Annotated in this window: 15 protein-coding genes; 9 read left to right on the forward strand and 6 right to left on the reverse strand. The window is 47.9% G+C overall.

The window, feature by feature from the left end; translation table 11 throughout:
• Nucleotides 1-233: 233 nt before the first annotated feature.
• The 5 genes from A4R26_RS04570 to A4R26_RS04595 all read left to right on the forward strand — a co-directional run bounded on the left by A4R26_RS04570 (nucleotide 234) and on the right by A4R26_RS04595 (nucleotide 6630).
• Nucleotides 234-1334, forward strand: a complete 1101-nt coding sequence (locus A4R26_RS04570; protein ID WP_081161209.1) for a Nif3-like dinuclear metal center hexameric protein — start codon at nucleotides 234-236, stop codon at nucleotides 1332-1334.
• A gap of 144 nt (nucleotides 1335-1478) precedes the next feature.
• Nucleotides 1479-2237 (forward strand): zinc ribbon domain-containing protein, encoded by a 759-nt coding sequence (locus A4R26_RS04580; protein ID WP_081161218.1) that lies wholly within the window; start codon nucleotides 1479-1481, stop codon nucleotides 2235-2237.
• Nucleotides 2238-2375: 138 nt separating this feature from the next.
• A complete protein-coding gene (locus A4R26_RS04585; RefSeq protein WP_081161320.1) occupies nucleotides 2376-3869 on the forward strand; it encodes a tetratricopeptide repeat protein in 1494 nt (497 codons plus the stop codon).
• A gap of 101 nt (nucleotides 3870-3970) precedes the next feature.
• The gene (gene recN / locus A4R26_RS04590) at nucleotides 3971-5629 is read left to right on the forward strand and encodes a DNA repair protein RecN (protein ID WP_081161223.1); all 1659 of its coding nucleotides are present in this window, start codon (nucleotides 3971-3973) and stop codon (nucleotides 5627-5629) included.
• Between the two features lie 188 nt (nucleotides 5630-5817).
• Complete coding sequence (locus tag A4R26_RS04595; RefSeq protein WP_081161228.1) at nucleotides 5818-6630, forward strand: enoyl-ACP reductase FabI; 813 nt, start codon at nucleotides 5818-5820, stop codon at nucleotides 6628-6630.
• Between the two features lie 209 nt (nucleotides 6631-6839).
• Here A4R26_RS04595 and A4R26_RS04600 read toward each other — a convergent pair whose 3' ends face one another.
• Nucleotides 6840-7061, reverse strand: a complete 222-nt coding sequence (locus A4R26_RS04600) for a DUF2795 domain-containing protein (RefSeq protein WP_014221625.1) — start codon at nucleotides 7059-7061, stop codon at nucleotides 6840-6842.
• A gap of 247 nt (nucleotides 7062-7308) precedes the next feature.
• Here A4R26_RS04600 and A4R26_RS04605 point away from each other — a divergent pair, with 247 nt between their 5' ends.
• The gene (locus A4R26_RS04605; RefSeq protein ID WP_081161233.1) at nucleotides 7309-7959 is read left to right on the forward strand and encodes an ABC transporter ATP-binding protein; all 651 of its coding nucleotides are present in this window, start codon (nucleotides 7309-7311) and stop codon (nucleotides 7957-7959) included.
• Nucleotides 7960-8120: 161 nt separating this feature from the next.
• Here the strand turns inward: A4R26_RS04605 and A4R26_RS04610 are convergent, their stop codons facing one another.
• The 3 genes from A4R26_RS04610 to gatC all read right to left on the reverse strand — a co-directional run bounded on the left by A4R26_RS04610 (nucleotide 8121) and on the right by gatC (nucleotide 10003).
• Nucleotides 8121-8684 carry a cob(I)yrinic acid a,c-diamide adenosyltransferase gene (locus A4R26_RS04610; protein WP_081161238.1) on the reverse strand — a complete coding sequence of 188 codons (564 nt, stop codon included), beginning with the start codon at nucleotides 8682-8684 and terminating at the stop codon, nucleotides 8121-8123.
• A 244-nt stretch (nucleotides 8685-8928) separates the two neighbouring features.
• On the reverse strand, nucleotides 8929-9639 hold the full coding sequence (locus tag A4R26_RS04615; protein ID WP_081161243.1) for an ABC transporter ATP-binding protein: 711 nt from the start codon (nucleotides 9637-9639) through the stop codon (nucleotides 8929-8931).
• 70 nt (nucleotides 9640-9709) lie between these two features.
• Complete coding sequence (gene gatC / locus A4R26_RS04620; protein ID WP_081161247.1) at nucleotides 9710-10003, reverse strand: Asp-tRNA(Asn)/Glu-tRNA(Gln) amidotransferase subunit GatC; 294 nt, start codon at nucleotides 10001-10003, stop codon at nucleotides 9710-9712.
• 346 nt (nucleotides 10004-10349) lie between these two features.
• On the opposite strand from gatC, the gene trpS reads away from it, so the two are divergent.
• The 3 genes from trpS to A4R26_RS34765 all read left to right on the forward strand — a co-directional run bounded on the left by trpS (nucleotide 10350) and on the right by A4R26_RS34765 (nucleotide 12277).
• Entirely contained in the window at nucleotides 10350-11357 is a 1008-nt protein-coding gene (trpS, locus tag A4R26_RS04625) for a tryptophan--tRNA ligase (RefSeq protein ID WP_165760146.1), read from the forward strand.
• A gap of 126 nt (nucleotides 11358-11483) precedes the next feature.
• Nucleotides 11484-12119, forward strand: a complete 636-nt coding sequence (locus A4R26_RS04630) for a deoxynucleoside kinase (protein WP_081161250.1) — start codon at nucleotides 11484-11486, stop codon at nucleotides 12117-12119.
• Nucleotides 12120-12121: 2 nt separating this feature from the next.
• Entirely contained in the window at nucleotides 12122-12277 is a 156-nt protein-coding gene (locus A4R26_RS34765) for a hypothetical protein (protein ID WP_165760147.1), read from the forward strand.
• 51 nt (nucleotides 12278-12328) lie between these two features.
• Here the strand turns inward: A4R26_RS34765 and A4R26_RS04635 are convergent, their stop codons facing one another.
• Nucleotides 12329-12862, reverse strand: coding sequence for a DUF922 domain-containing protein (locus A4R26_RS04635; RefSeq protein WP_081161255.1), 534 nt, complete (start codon nucleotides 12860-12862; stop codon nucleotides 12329-12331).
• Between the two features lie 216 nt (nucleotides 12863-13078).
• Entirely contained in the window at nucleotides 13079-14686 is a 1608-nt protein-coding gene (gene pckA, locus A4R26_RS04640; protein ID WP_081161259.1) for a phosphoenolpyruvate carboxykinase (ATP), read from the reverse strand.
• Nucleotides 14687-15429: the final 743 nt, after the last annotated feature.

The raw sequence follows: 15429 nt of genomic DNA on the forward strand, positions 1-15429 counted from the left end.
ATGAATGAGGTTGTATTATTAGTTATTGCTGCAATCCCCGTTGGCTTTCTCAACCTGCCCCTATGAAGGGGGTCGTTTCACGTTTTAACCGCCTATCAGTTATCTTTGGCTACAATCATAATGATTATGAAACGTCCGTGGCAAAATTTTGATAATAATGCCACTGGCATCCGCCAGCCGGCGGATTGCTGATGGTAAGGTCCATTTGGCCGGAAAACAATAAATATTTTCACATGAAAATTGCCGATATCATTGCCTTGCTTGAATCCATTGCCCCGCCTTCATTACAGGAAAGTTATGATAATGCCGGCCTGCTTACCGGCAATGCCGGCTGGGCCTGCACCGGTGCATTGTGTACGTTGGATGCTACGGAAGAAATAGTGAATGAGGCCATACAACTGGGCTGTAACCTGGTGGTAGCCCATCACCCCATCATCTTTGGCGGATTAAAAAAGATAACGGGCCGCAATTATGTAGAAAAGACCATAATAACCGCCATAAAAAATGATATAGCGATTTATGCTATTCATACCAATCTCGACAATGTAATAGCCGGGGTGAACGGTATGATGGCCGATAAACTGGGACTGGTAAACCGGAAGATCCTGTCGCCCAAAGAGGCTACGCTGAAAAAGCTGTTCACCTTTGTGCCGGTTGAACAGGCAGAGCAGGTGCGGACCGCATTGTTTGAAGCCGGCGCCGGGCATATAGGTAATTATAATGAATGCAGTTTTGGGGTAGAAGGCACCGGTACCTTTAAAGGAGAAGAAGGCACCAATCCTTTTGTGGGCCGGCCGGGGGAGCGGCATTATGAACAGGAATTGAAAATAGAGGTCATTTTTCCGGGTTACCTGCAAGCGGCCCTTATCAGGGCCTTGCGCACCGCCCATCCGTATGAAGAAGTGGCCTATGATATTGTAGATGTGGCCAATACCCATCCCGGCATAGGGGCAGGACTGGTAGGCGAACTGCCCCATGCGGTGGCGGAAACGGCTTTTTTAAAACAATTAAAACAGGCTTTTGGGTGTCAGGTGATCAGGCATACCGCCTTGCGGGGCAAACCGGTGCGGAAGATAGCCCTTTGCGGTGGTGCAGGTAGTTTCCTGGTTTCCAAGGCATTAGGCGCCGGGGCCGATATTTATATCACCGGCGATATGAAATACCACGAGTTTTTTGACGCCAACGGCCGGCTTATAATTGCTGATATCGGGCATTTCGAAAGTGAGCAATTTACCATAGATTTACTGGCTGGGATTTTGCAGGAAAAATTTCCTACCTTTGCCGTCCTTAAAACGGCTTTAAAAACCAATCCTGTGCATTATTTTGTTGATTAAGGAACAGGACGCTGAAGGGTGCGATCCGCTAAAAGCAGGACCAGCGCAACAAAATAGCAGCATCGGGGATGGGAAGCCGGGGACAGAAAAAACCCGTCAAAAGGGTCGAAGGGCGGGTATAAACAACAAACTATTAATCTCTTTATGGCTAACGTTAAAGACTACTCTGTAGAAGAAAAATTAAGCTCACTCGTTGCATTGCAGAAGATTGAATCGAAGATCGACGAGATACAGATATTGAAAGGGGAGTTGCCGATGGAAGTGAGCGACCTGGAAGATGAAATTCAGGGGTTACATGCCCGCCAGGTTCGTATTGAGGAAGAGATCAACGGAATTCAGGAGTTCATCAACCAAAAGAAAAATCTGATCAAGGAATCTGAAGCCCTGATCAAGAAATACGAAAAGCAAAGCGAGAACGTAAAGAACAGCCGCGAGTTCGAGGCCATCAATAAAGAGATAGAGATGCAGCAGCTGGAGATCAAACTGGCTGAGAAGCACATTCGCGATGCAAACGAAGAGATTGCCGAGAAAGTGGTAGTCCTCGATAAAGCCAAAAAGAACATCGCTACCAAAGAAGGCGTGTTGAGCACCAAAAAAGGTGAGCTCGAAAAGATCATCGCTACAAACGAAAAAGAAGAAAAAGCATACAACAAACAGGCTTCTGAAGCCCGCGAAAAAGTAGAAGAGCGCCTGTTGCTTTCTTACGATCGCATTCGCAAGAACTACCGTAACGGTTTGGGTGTTGTACCGGTTGAGCGTGATGCCTGCGGTGGTTGCTTCAACGCCATCCCGCCTCAGCGTCAGAGCGAGATCCGTCAACGTAAAAAGATCATCGTTTGCGAAAACTGTGGTCGTATCCTGGTTGACCGCGATCTGTTCGATACCGTAGATGTAGTAAAATAACAAATGCATTCAAGATACTGAAGCCCCGTCCGCCAGCTGGCGGACGGGGCTTTTTTTATGGGGCTCCATGCAATAAAATATGGAATGTACGAAATGAGTGAGCCGTTCGCTGTTTGCCGATTCACGTATATTGCACCCATGAATCGGCTATGGCCAACCTGGTTGGCGCTTTTACTGGTTTTACTGTATGCGCCCGCCCGGGCTGAAAAAGTGTTTGATTTCAACGACCGGTGCCGCCAGGCCTATCACGAGATCATTCAGTTAAAATTGAATGCCGGCCAGCAGCTGCTGAATGCCGAAAAAGCACAGCAGCCCGATAATCTCATCCCATATTTCCTCGAGAACTATATCGATTTCTTCACGCTGTTCTTCAACGAGGACCCCGAAGAATATAAAAAGCGGCTGCCCAATCGCGAAACCCGGCTCGATAAAATGGAAGAAGGCCCGAAGAATTCGCCTTTCCTGTTATTTACCCGTTCAGTTATACATTTTCAGTGGGCGGCCGTGCGTATTAAGTTTGGCAATAACTGGGATGCAGGATGGGAGTTCCGCCGTTCCTTCCTGCAAATAAAAAACAACCTGCAGTCGTTCCCCGGCTTTACGCCCAACCTTTTATATGCCGGCGCCATGCAGGTAGCGGCAGGCACCATTCCCGATGGCTATAAATGGCTCAGCAACCTGCTCGGCATCAATGGCAGCATAAAAAAGGGAATGAACCGTATGAACGTCTTTTTGCGGGGAACCGATGAATGGTCGGTACTGTTTCATGAGGAAGCGGTTTTTTATTATTGTTACCTGAAATTTTATATAGAAAACGATAAACCCGGCGTTTTTCAGTTTATTGAAAAACAACGGCTCGATGTGGTGAACCATCACCTGTTCGCGTATCTGGCCGCCAATTTGAACCTCAATAACCAGCAGTCGGAAAAAGCGGAGCAGATCATTACGGCGAAGAACAACAGCGCTGCCTATATGTTTACACCCGTATGGGATATGGAAATGGGTTATGCCAAAGTGCATCACCTCGACCCCGCCGCGGCTTTTTATCTGGAACGCTTTATTGCCACGTTCAAAGGCAAATTTTATGTAAAGGATGTGTTGCAGAAATTGAGCTGGCATTATTACCTGCAGGGCGATGAGGCCAAAGCCAAAGCCTGCCGGCAAAAGGTGCTTAAAAGCGGCAGCACTTTTTCTGAGGCCGACAAACAGGCGCAAAAGGAAGCAAGCAGCAGCCAATGGCCCAATAAATTATTATTACAGGCGCGGTTGCTGAACGATGGCGGTTATTACCGGCAGGCGCTGGCGCTGTTACACGGAAAGAACACCGGCAGTTTTGCATTGCCTGAAGAAAAACTGGAGTTTGCCTACAGGGCCGGCCGGTTATACGACGATATAGGCAATGACAGTGTGGCCATTCTTTTTTACAAACAGGCCATTGACCTGGGCAAAAACCGTAAGGAACATTTTGCGGCCAGGGCCGCCCTGCAAACCGGTTATATCTTTGAACGACGCGGCGATAAACAAACAGCCAGACAATGGTTTCAGCGCTGTCTGAACATGGATGACCATGATTTTAAAAATTCTCTCGACCAGCGGGCAAAGGCAGGGCTGGCACGTTGCAATAATGAATAGCGAATGTTGCCCCAACGCATGTTGAAGGGGATAACTACTTCGGCGTTCGGCATGTAACATTCGATATTCGATATTATATTTGTTACGCTCAAAATCGTACTGTGCTTAAAAAACTATTCATACAGAACTACGCAATCATTGACGAGATAGAGATCGATTTCTCGCAAAAGCTGAATATAATAACGGGTGAAACCGGCGCCGGTAAATCTATTTTAATGGGCGCCCTGTCGCTGATCCTCGGCGACCGGGTCGATACCTCGGTATTGCAGAGCCGCGACAGGAAATGTTATGTAGAAGGAATTTTTGTAATAGCTGAAAAGAAAGCGGTAAAAGCCTTTTTACGCGAGCAGGACCTCGATGTGGAGGAAGAACTGGTCATTCGCCGTGAAATTGGCGCCAATGGAAAGTCAAGGGCCTTTGTAAACGATACACCGGTTAACCTCGAGCAACTTCGCCGGTTAAGCGCCATGCTGGTCGACCTGCATCGCCAGTTCGATACGCTTGAACTGGGCGAAAGCGATTTTCAGCGGCAGGTGCTCGATGCACTGGCCGGCCATGCCGATGTGCTGCAACAATACCATGGCGCCTACACCCAATTGCAGCAGGCGCAGCATGCGCTCACCGCATTGCAACAACAGAAAGACCAGTTCACCAAAGAATACGATTATAATAAATTCCTGTTCGATGAGCTGCAGGATGCCGCGCTGAAAGAGAATGAACTGGAAGAAGCCGATGCAACACTTAAACTGCTCAGCAATGCCGAAGGCATAAAATCGGCCCTGAGTAAGGTTGGATATGAGTTAAGCGAAGGCGAATCGCCCATGGTGCAACAGTTGAAAACGCTTTGCAACCAGCTGAGCGCTTACAGCGATCATCATACCGCGTTGCCCGCGTTATTACAACGGTTATTATCGGCACAGATAGAATTGCAGGATATTGCCGATGAAGTAGAGCGGATCAACGACCAGGTGCAATACGACCCGCAAAAAATAGAACAACTCAACGAACGCATTTCAACCGGGTATAAACTGCTGAAGAAACACGGTGTTCATACCACGCAGGAACTGCTGGCCATACAGGAGGGGCTGGAACAAAAACTACAGGCCGTGCTGAATATCGATGAAGCTATTCAGGCCAAAGAAAAAGCGGTGCAGCAGTTGTTGCAAAAGGCAACGGAACTGGCGGCCAAACTAACGGCCAACCGCACAAAACAGGTGAAGCCCCTGCAGGATAAAGTGAACAAATTACTGGCACAGGTAGGAATGCCCAATGCCCGCTTACAGGTAGAAGTAACGCAGCTGCCCTCTTTGCAGTCAACCGGCCAGGACGATATAGAATTCCTGTTCGATGCCAATAAAAGCAACCGCTTTGAACCTATACGTAAAGTAGCGTCGGGCGGCGAATTGAGCCGTTTGATGCTGTGTATAAAGTCACTGGTGGCGCAGTCGCTCGATCTGCCCACACTCATCTTCGATGAAATTGACACCGGCATTTCGGGCGAAGCGGCCAAACAGGTGGGCGTAATTATGAAAGACCTTGCCCGTAAACGCCAGGTGTTCAGCATCACCCATCAGCCCCAGATAGCCGGTAAGGCCGATGCCCATTACTTCGTGTATAAAGACATTAAAGGCAATACCATTAAAACAAGCATCAGGCTGTTATCGCAGGACGAACGCATTACGGCCATTGCCAAAATGCTCAGTGGGGAGAAACCCACGGCAGCAGCGCTGGAGAATGCCCGGGAGATGGTGATGAATTAATGTGATAATGTGATAATGGGATAATGGGATAATGGGATAATGTGATAATGAGAAAACCCGCCGGTGTAGCGTAGGCCTTATGTGAAAAAACAGGCCGGTACATGGCATTAAAGATAATTGGCGACCTGATGAAGGAAGGGAAATGGAAATGATGTTATTTTGCCGTTTCTAATTAAAAAACAAATTCTATGGCATATAACCTGCTTAAAGGAAAAAAAGGGATCATATTCGGAGCTTTGGACGAAAAATCAATTGCGTGGAGAACGGCTTTGCGTTGTCATGAAGAAGGCGCACAACTGGTGTTGACCAATGCGCCGGTGGCTTTACGTATGGGCGAGATCAACAAACTGGCCGAAGCGGTGAATGCACCCGTTGTTGGCGCCGACGTTACCAGTATGGATGATCTGAAGAAGCTGTTTGAAGAAGCAACGAAGCATTTTGGCGGTAAGGTAGATTTCATTCTGCATTCAATTGGAATGAGCCTCAACGTGCGCAAGAACAAACATTATACTGAGATCGATTATGGGTTCAACCAAAAAACCCTCGACATATCGGCTATGTCGCTGCACCGTGTGCTGCGTACAGCCTGGGAAATGGACGCAATCAGCGACTGGGGCAGTGTAGTGGCTCTTACCTATATCGCTGCACAACGCGTTTTCCCCGATTATAACGAAATGGCAGATGCGAAAGCATTGCTGGAAGGCGTTGCCCGCAATTTTGGTTATCACTATGGCGTAAAAAAGAAAGTACGTATCAACACCGTTTCACAGTCGCCTACCAAAACAACGGCAGGCAGCGGCGTAAAAGGCTTCGATGGTTTTATTTCCTATGCCGAAAAAATGAGCCCGCTGGGCAACGCCTCGGCCGATCAGTGTGCCGACTATTGCGTTACCCTGTTCAGCGATCTTACAAAAATGGTAACCATGCAGAACCTGTTCCATGATGGCGGGTTCTCCTTTACCGGCGTAACCCAGGCGGTGATTGAGCAAATGGAGAAATAGAGATTGGTTGATGAGTTAACTGGTTGATGAGTTAACAAGAAAATATATTGATTATATCAGTGGGGCGTTCTACCGGAACGCCCCACTGTTTTTATAGGCAGGTATGCCGTTCGATTACCTGGTAACCTGCCCGGCAACTGGTGACAACAAAACAAAAAACCGCCCGCCATAACAGCGACCGGTTTGCACTATTTTTTAGCCATGGGCTTTTAGTACTCATCTTCATTAAAGAAGAAGTCATCCTGGCTCGGATAATCTGGCCAGATGTCTTCTATCCCTTCATAGATCTCCCCTTCATCTTCCAGTTCCTGAAGATTTTCTACCACTTCGATGGGGGCTCCGCTACGGATCGCGTAGTCAATAAGCTCATCTTTGGTGGCAGGCCACGGTGCATCTTCGAGATAGGATGCAAGTTCTAATGTCCAAAACATACGATTCGCCTGTTTTAAGTTTTAAATCCACGTACAGTTCTGAATTCAGAGGCCGGAGAATAAAGCATGGTTTCTACCCTCGACAACCCCTCAATTTTTCGCAAAAGTAACCCTCCTGACGAAAAAACCAAATCTATCTTTGAAAGATAATGGAAGGTTTTCTTAAAAACTTGTCACAAATGGTGCCTATGAACGGGAAGCCAATGGTTTGTAGTATCTTGACGGCCATATTAGTAATTCACAACACATGTTAACAGCGACGAATATTCAGAAATATTATGGTGATCTGTGGGTATTGAAGGGGGTCGACCTTGAGATAAAACAGGGCGAAATTGCCAGTATAGTAGGGCCTTCCGGCTCGGGCAAGAGTACGCTGTTACATATTTTGGGAACACTCGATAAGCCCGATAAAGGGGAGGTAAGGGTGGGAAACCAGCGAATTAACTTCCTGAACGAAAAACAGATGGCGGCTTTTCGTAATAAACATGTGGGATTTGTTTTCCAGTTCCACCATTTATTGCCCGAATTCACCGCCCTCGAAAATGTGTGTATCCCCGGCTGGATGGCCGGCCGGCGCAAATCGGACGTGGAGCAATATGCTTTATCGTTATTACAGATGCTGGGGCTCGAAAAGCGCGTTGATAATAAACCCAATGCCCTGTCGGGCGGCGAGCAGCAACGGGTTGCCGTGGCCCGCGCCCTGATAAATAGACCTAATATCATTTTTGCCGATGAGCCTACGGGCAACCTCGATTCGGCCAACGCCCACGAGTTGCACCAGCTGTTCTTTTCGCTGCGGCAGCAGTTCAACCAGTCGTTCCTGATAGTTACCCATAACGAAGACCTGGCGCAAATGAGCGACAGGATCCTGCATATGAAAGACGGGAAGATCGTTTAATTAATGTGCTAATTTGCTAATTCAATAATTAGTTAATAAGACTGTCGTATGGCAGAACAACTCATCAAAATATTGCCCCATACATGCCGGCATGCCTTCAGATGATCGAAAACTCTCTTATCTGGTTCTTCCATTAGCACATTATCAAATTAGCACATTAGCTAATTAACCCTCGGTTTCCACGGAATTTCTTCAATCCCCATCTGGTGGCCGGTATAACGGGCAAGTACAAATAAATAATCGCTGAGGCGGTTGAGGTATTTCAGAATAATGCCATCCACTTCGAGGCTTTCCTGGTCGAGGCGAACGCAGCAGCGCTCGGCGCGGCGGCATACGCAACGGGTCACATGCAGCTGGGAAAGGGTAGGGTGCCCGCCCGGCAGTATAAAACTCTTCATGGGCGGTATAACCTCATTCATGCGGTCTATTTCCTTTTCAAGCAAAGTGGCATCTTCTTCTTTTAAGTCGGGTATACGTAGTTTAGGCTCTTTTATGGGGTCGCAGGCGAGGGAGGCGTTCATGGTGAACAGGCGGTCCTGCACTTCCTGTAAAATGTTTCTGGCGGCTTCGTCGGTTAGCAGGTCGCGGCATAACCCGATCCATGAGCTTAACTCATCAACGGTGCCATAGGCTTCAATACGCAGGTGCGATTTAGGCACTTTTGTTCCGCCTATTAATGATGTGGAACCTTTATCTCCGGTTTTGGTGTAAATCTTTTGAGCCATTGTTTGTCAATTATGATAGTTCTTGCTAAAGATGGGCAAAGTTAGGCTAATGAGGGGCGTGAAACGGCAAGGTCTTATATCCGGGGCTCATGATCGTGGATTGGCAATGGAACCGGAATGTCAGGCCGCGCCAATCGCAACCTGGTAACCATTAGCGCGGCCCCGTACCCTGTAACAAATAGTTGCGGGCTTTGAAGTGGAAGCCCGGTATCGGGCAACTGGTAACCGGCAACCGGCAACTGTTTTACGCCTCTATGCCTTGTTGTTTCGTTGCCTTCATCGTATCGCTTTCAATCAGTCCGTCGCGAAGGCGAACAACGCGTTTGGCATAATTGGCAATATCTTCTTCATGGGTAACCAGCACCACGGTATTACCGGCGGCCTGGATCTGGTTGAAGATGTCCATGATCTCTTTGGAAGTTTTGGTATCGAGGTTACCTGTAGGCTCATCGGCCAGGATAAGTGAAGGATTATTTACCAGGGCGCGCGCAATGGCCACACGCTGGCACTGACCCCCCGAAAGCTCATTGGGTTTGTGATGGCTTCTGTCTTCCAGCCCTACTTTTTTGATCACTTCCATAGCCATCTCCGTACGCTGTTTCCGGCCCACGCCGGCATAAACCAGCGGCAGGGCCACGTTTTCGAGGGCGCTAAGGCGGGGCAGCAGGTTGAACTGCTGGAAAACGAAACCGATCTCTTTATTGCGTACATCGGCGAGGCTGTCATCGGCCATTTTGCTCACATCCTGTCCGTTCAGCACATAACGGCCTGCCGAAGGGGAATCGAGACAGCCGAGAATATTCATAAGGGTACTTTTGCCGGAACCGGAGGGACCCATCAGGGCAACATATTCGGTATGGAAGATCTCGAGGTCTATTCCCTTCAGAACCTGTAATTCCTGCCGTCCCATAAAATAGCTCTTGCGTATGCCCTCAAGTTGAATGATCGCATTCATAGTAAAAGTTTAAAGCCGGGTAATTTGGTTGGTTTTGGCCGATATTACAGGAACCGGTCGCAGCGCCGGGTTAATCTTTTTTGATCACTTTTGGCACTTTAAAGAACGTTCCGTCTGAATCGGGCGCGTTTTTCAACGCTTCTTCCCGCGGAATTGATCCCTTTACCACATCTTCACGTAACACATTGATAGCGTCGGTCATATGTAAAAGCGGTTCAACCCCGGTGGTATCCAGTTCATTGAGTTTGTCGACGAAATGGATCATTCGTTGCAGGTCGCCCTTGATTATTTCTTTTTCCTGTTCGTTGAACTGCAGGCGGGCCAGGTTGGCCAGGTTTTGCACCAATGCATCATTTACTTCCATAGTGACAAAAATAACTCAATATGGCCAATGTACTAAAGTGATAATTTGTTGATATGCTAATGAATGGTGAGTGGTCAATGGTCAATGGTGAATGGTGAAAGCCGGAAGCCAATACGGGCTGCAAGCTTCAAACTGCAAGCTGCAGGCAAATATAGGCTTCACGCTTTAGGCTGCAAGGCCTCAGGCTAAAAACCCAAAGCTCCGGCACACGTACTACCGCTAAAAACAAAACTGACATTCAATGTGTTGTGCATCAGCGGGCATAGTTTCGGGCGGCCGGCCCCAATAGAAACAACCACAAACCATAAACTACAAACTACAAACAATCCTTATCTTCGCGCTCCTTATGCAAAGTGTTAAGAAAGAGATCGTCATGGGCGGTATCCGTCCCACCGGGTTTTTACACCTCGGCAACTATTTTGGCGCCCTGCGCAATTTTGTGCGCATGCAGGACGAGTATCCCTGCTTTTTTATGCTGGCCGACCTGCATTCGCTTACTACCCACCCCGATACAAAGGAGTTAAAAAATAATATTCACCGGGTGCTGGCCGAACATCTGGCCAGCGGACTCAATCCCGATAAATGCGCCCTGTACTGCCAGAGCCATGTTTTTGAAACGGCTGAGCTGTACCTCTATCTTAACATGATGTCGATGGTAGGTGAGCTGGAAAAAACGCCGACCTTCAAGGATAAGGTGCGCCAGCATCCGCAGAACGTAAACTCAGGCCTGCTTACCTATCCGGTTTTACAGGCCGCCGATATTCTTTTACACCGCGCCCACCTGGTACCGGTAGGTAAAGACCAGGAGCAGCACCTTGAAATGGCCCGTAATATTGCCGGCCGTTTTAACCATCGTTATGGTGACGTGTTTCCCGAGCCGGTTGCCTTTAACTTTGGCAGCGAACTGGTAAAAGTGCCAAGCCTCGATGGCGCCGGTAAAATGAGCAAGAGTGAAAATCAGTACGCTACTTTATATCTCAGCGATCCCGATGACCTCATACGAAAAAAAGTAATGAAGGCCACAACCGATAGTGGCCCCAAGGAACCCAACACGCCCAAACCCGATTACATTGAGAACCTGTTCCTGCTGATGAAACTGGTAAGTACGCCCGAAGTTGTTCAGAAGTTTGAAGCGGATTATAACGCATGTACCATCAGGTATGGCGATATGAAAAAACAACTGGCCGAAGACATGGTGAATTTTATTTCCCCCATACGTGAAAAAGCAGCAGCCATTCAACAGGACACCGAATACCTGAAAAAAGTAATGGTGCAGGGAGCCGAAAAAGCCCGGGTAAGCGCTCAGGCCACTATGAAGGTGGTACGTGAAGCCATGGGTTTGAATTATTATTAAAAAACACCGGCGAACAGGTTGAAAACCGGAAAGAATTGATATCTTAAATTTTTGATTGCCCCGCAAGGATCGGGGTTTGTCGGAAACAGTAACGGGAAAATTAAAACGGGATAGAACTCTACAATAATGGCAAAGACTAAGAAACCGAAGCATATTGCTGTGGCGGGTAATATCGGCGCGGGCAAAACTACGCTCACCGAACTGCTCAGTAAACATTATCGCTGGATACCCCAGTTTGAAGATGTAGACCATAACCCCTACCTGTTCGATTTTTATGACGATATGCCGCGGTGGAGTTTCAACCTGCAGATCTACTTCCTTAACAGCCGTCTCAAACAACTGAACGATATTCACCGCGGTACCGAAACCGTGGTGCAGGACAGAACGATTTACGAAGACGCTTACATTTTCGCACCCAACCTGCATGAGATGGGGCTTATGAGCAAGCGTGATTTCGATAATTATTTCATGTTCTTCGAAACCTTAAAAACAATGGTGCAGCCGCCCGATATGCTCATTTACCTGAAAGCATCGGTGCCTACGCTGGTTGCGCAAATTCAGAAACGCGGCCGTGAATACGAAGAGAACATCCGGCTCGATTATCTGAAACGCCTCAACGATTTCTATAATAAATGGATCGATGGATATAAAGAAGGCCCCCTGCTGGTGATAGACATCGATAAAAATAAGTTTCCCGAAAACGACGAACACCTCGGTGATATCATTCGCAAGATCGATTCGCAGTTATACGGTTTGTTTTAAATATGGAAGCGGTGGCCAGCCTGTTTAAAAAGTTATTGGCAGCCAATGATGCCGCCATGCTGTTTTACAACCCGGATGCGCAATATCTTTCCCCCAAAAAAACTATTCGGGTTGGTACAACGGAATTAGTAATGGAAATCAGTTCGGAGTATTGTTGAATACATTATTTCATCAGCAAATGCGTTGCTGGCCGGTTCTATAGTTACCCATTAATTTGTAAGCTGATAGTTGGCAAAAAGCTCGAGGCTTTTTAGGTCTGCTTCTATCTTTTTCAGCCATTCCTGCTGTTTCGATTTGTTGCGGGAATAATCGGTTTCCTGGTCGTACTGCTGCTGGACTAGCCGGTGTTGTTTCATGGCGTTCTCGTACAACTGGTTTATATCGGTACCGGCTGTTTTGGCATTGAACCGGTACGCTTTCATTAGCTTGTTCAGTTTGCGGGCATATATTTCGGCAATATCGAAATGGCCCTGCTCATGCGCCAGCACTTCATTGTTCTTTATACGCACCCACGAGCGGTTCTTGTCAAAACTGCATTTGATGGAATACTGAAATCCTTCCTCATCGTAGCCGAATTCGATATTGATATTGCTGCTGGTAAGTGCGGCATTGGTTGAGCGCGGATCGGGGCTGCCGGTGAAATCGCTCCAGCTAAGCTTTCGCGAAGCGCTCCACGGGATCAGGTTATTCGTTTGTATAACGGTAACACACGTGAGTAGTAATGAAAATAAGACTTTGCTCATAATGGGGGCCCTTAAACACAACGGCAACTTAAACCAAATCGCCGTAAACTATTTCCTAAAATTTACGAAAATCAAAGGAACCTGGTAAAATTAAAAGGTTGCCCCATTTAAGAGACAACCTTTTCTATGGCAAAGTAATCGTTGAGACCGAAATGCTTTTGTTAAAAAGCGTTCTAATTTCAATAAAATATCTGAAAGACGAACAAAAAGGTTAAACTATATTTTTGGAGCGGCCGCCAGCACTTCCGGCGCAACGCCCGATGCATATTTCTCAAAATTGGTAATGAACTGTTTAGCCAGGCTTCCGGCTGTTTTATCGTATGCTTCCTTATCGGCCCAGGTATTACGCGGGTTCAATACCGTGGAAGGAACGCCCGGGCAGCTGGTGGGCATTGCCATGCCAAAAACCGGGTGCGTTTCGAATGCTGCCTGGTTAAGCTGGCCGTTAAGCGCAGCGCTGATCATGGCGCGGGTGTACGACAGTTTCATGCGGCTGCCGGTTCCGTAGGAGCCGCCCGTCCAGCCGGTATTGATCAGCCATACATTGGCGTTGTGTTTTTTCAACTTCTCGCCCAGCATACCAGCATAAAAGCCAGGGTGCAGGGGCAGGAAGGGGGCGCCAAAACATGCACTGAAGGTTGATTTGGGCTCGGTAACGCCGGCCTCGGTGCCTGCTACTTTAGCCGTATAGCCCGAAATGAACTGGTACATGGCCTGCGCGGGCGTGAGTTTTGAAACCGGGGGCAGAACGCCATAGGCATCGCAGGTAAGAAAAAAGATGTTTTCGGGAATACCGCCCGTTGCCGGTTCCTTGGCGTTGCAGATATAGTGCAGCGGGTAAGAAACACGGGTATTTTCGGTAATAGATTTGTTAGTGTAATCTATTTCCAGTGTGCCAGGGTAGAAGTTGGTATTTTCAACCAGTGCACCATTACGGATAGCCGCAAATATGGCGGGTTCCTTTTCGGCGCTCAGGTCAATACATTTGGCATAACATCCGCCTTCGAAGTTGAACACGCCCTGGTCGGTCCAGCCATGCTCATCGTCACCGATCAGTTTGCGATCGGGGTCGGCGCTAAGTGTTGTTTTACCGGTGCCGCTAAGGCCAAAGAAAAGGGCGGTATCGCCATCCCTGCCAATGTTGGCCGAGCAGTGCATGCTCAATACACCTTTGTCGTGCGGTAAAATATAATTGAGAATAGAGAAGATGCCTTTTTTGATCTCGCCGGTATAACCGCTGCCGGCAATGAGGATGGTGCGGTGTTTAAAACTTATCACCGCCGCGTTATGCTGACGAACGCCGCATTCCATGGGATCGAGTTTTAAGCTAGGGGCTGCCAGAATATGCCAGTCGGGGGTGAAATGATCCAGTTCCTCTTCCTCGGGGCGAAGGAACATATTATAGGCAAACAGGTTGCTCCAGGGATTGTCGTTTATTACCCGGATGTTCAGGCGGTAGCGGGGTTCGGCGCAGGCATAGGAATCGCGTACCCACAGTTCGGGCTGCACGTTCAGGTGATCGAGGATCTTTTTTCGAATGCAGTGAAAATATTTTTCATCCAGCGGAATGTTGAAGTCATTCCAGTGTACGGAGTTTTCAGTGATCTCGTCTATTACAATGAATTTGTCTTTGGGGCTGCGGCCGGTAAACTCGCCTGTTTTTACAACGAGTGCGCCGGTGTTGTTCAGTTCGCCCTGGTGTAACCGTAATGTGTCCTGCACCAGTTCATCGGCCGATAACTGGTAGTGCAATAAATTGTTGGTTGAGTGAAGTCCCAGCTCCTCAAGGCCTTTCGTGGGGATGGCAATTGTTGTTAATGACATACAAGCGTTCGTTTGTTTACGGCTCAAAGATATAATTAAAATTTATCCATACCAATGGGCGTATGGGACGCATTTTTGAATATTATCTAATTTAATGGGTAGTTTGTTGTCAATTATTTAGCTAACAATTGTTAGGGCGAAGTCGCATTGATAGCTCAACCGGTTTTAGTGAATGGGTACTAAAACCTAAAAATTTTGCTCCGCCTTGTTAAAAAAGGGAAACGGGCGGCCGGTGGGCTTCAGGGGCAGCGCTGAATGGGGAATGGGGTGGTGAACCACCTCCGTTTACTGGTGGCGCAAGGATTGTGAATGGTAAAAGTGAATGGCGGGGTGTTTTCAATATGGTTTTTTAGCCGGGGCCGGGGGCTGGTTACCGGTTTCCTGGTGCCGGGGAATGGTCAATGGGGAATGGGTTTGCAGGACGTTAGCCGGTTAACGCTATACAGAACACAGGCAGGGGCAGTGTCTGCTACCCTGGTTTTTAAGGTTTATGCTTTTGGTATTCCGGTTCCGGCCCGAGGTTTTATGCCTTCCGCCTTCATTTTTTTGCTGTAGACTTTTCCGCCTTCCGCCTTTGAGCCGTAGGCTTTAAGCTGTATTCTGTATTGCTTTCGCTTACAGCTTGAAGCTTACAGCTGTATTCGCTTTCGGCTTTCTGCTTTCGGCCTTCGCTTTTGCTTTGGATCTTCGGCTTTTTGCTTTCTGCCTTTGGCCTTAGGCTTTAAGCTGTATTCCGTATTTGC

It is taken from the genome of Niastella populi (assembly GCF_002078015.1).
Taxonomy (GTDB): domain Bacteria; phylum Bacteroidota; class Bacteroidia; order Chitinophagales; family Chitinophagaceae; genus Niastella; species Niastella populi.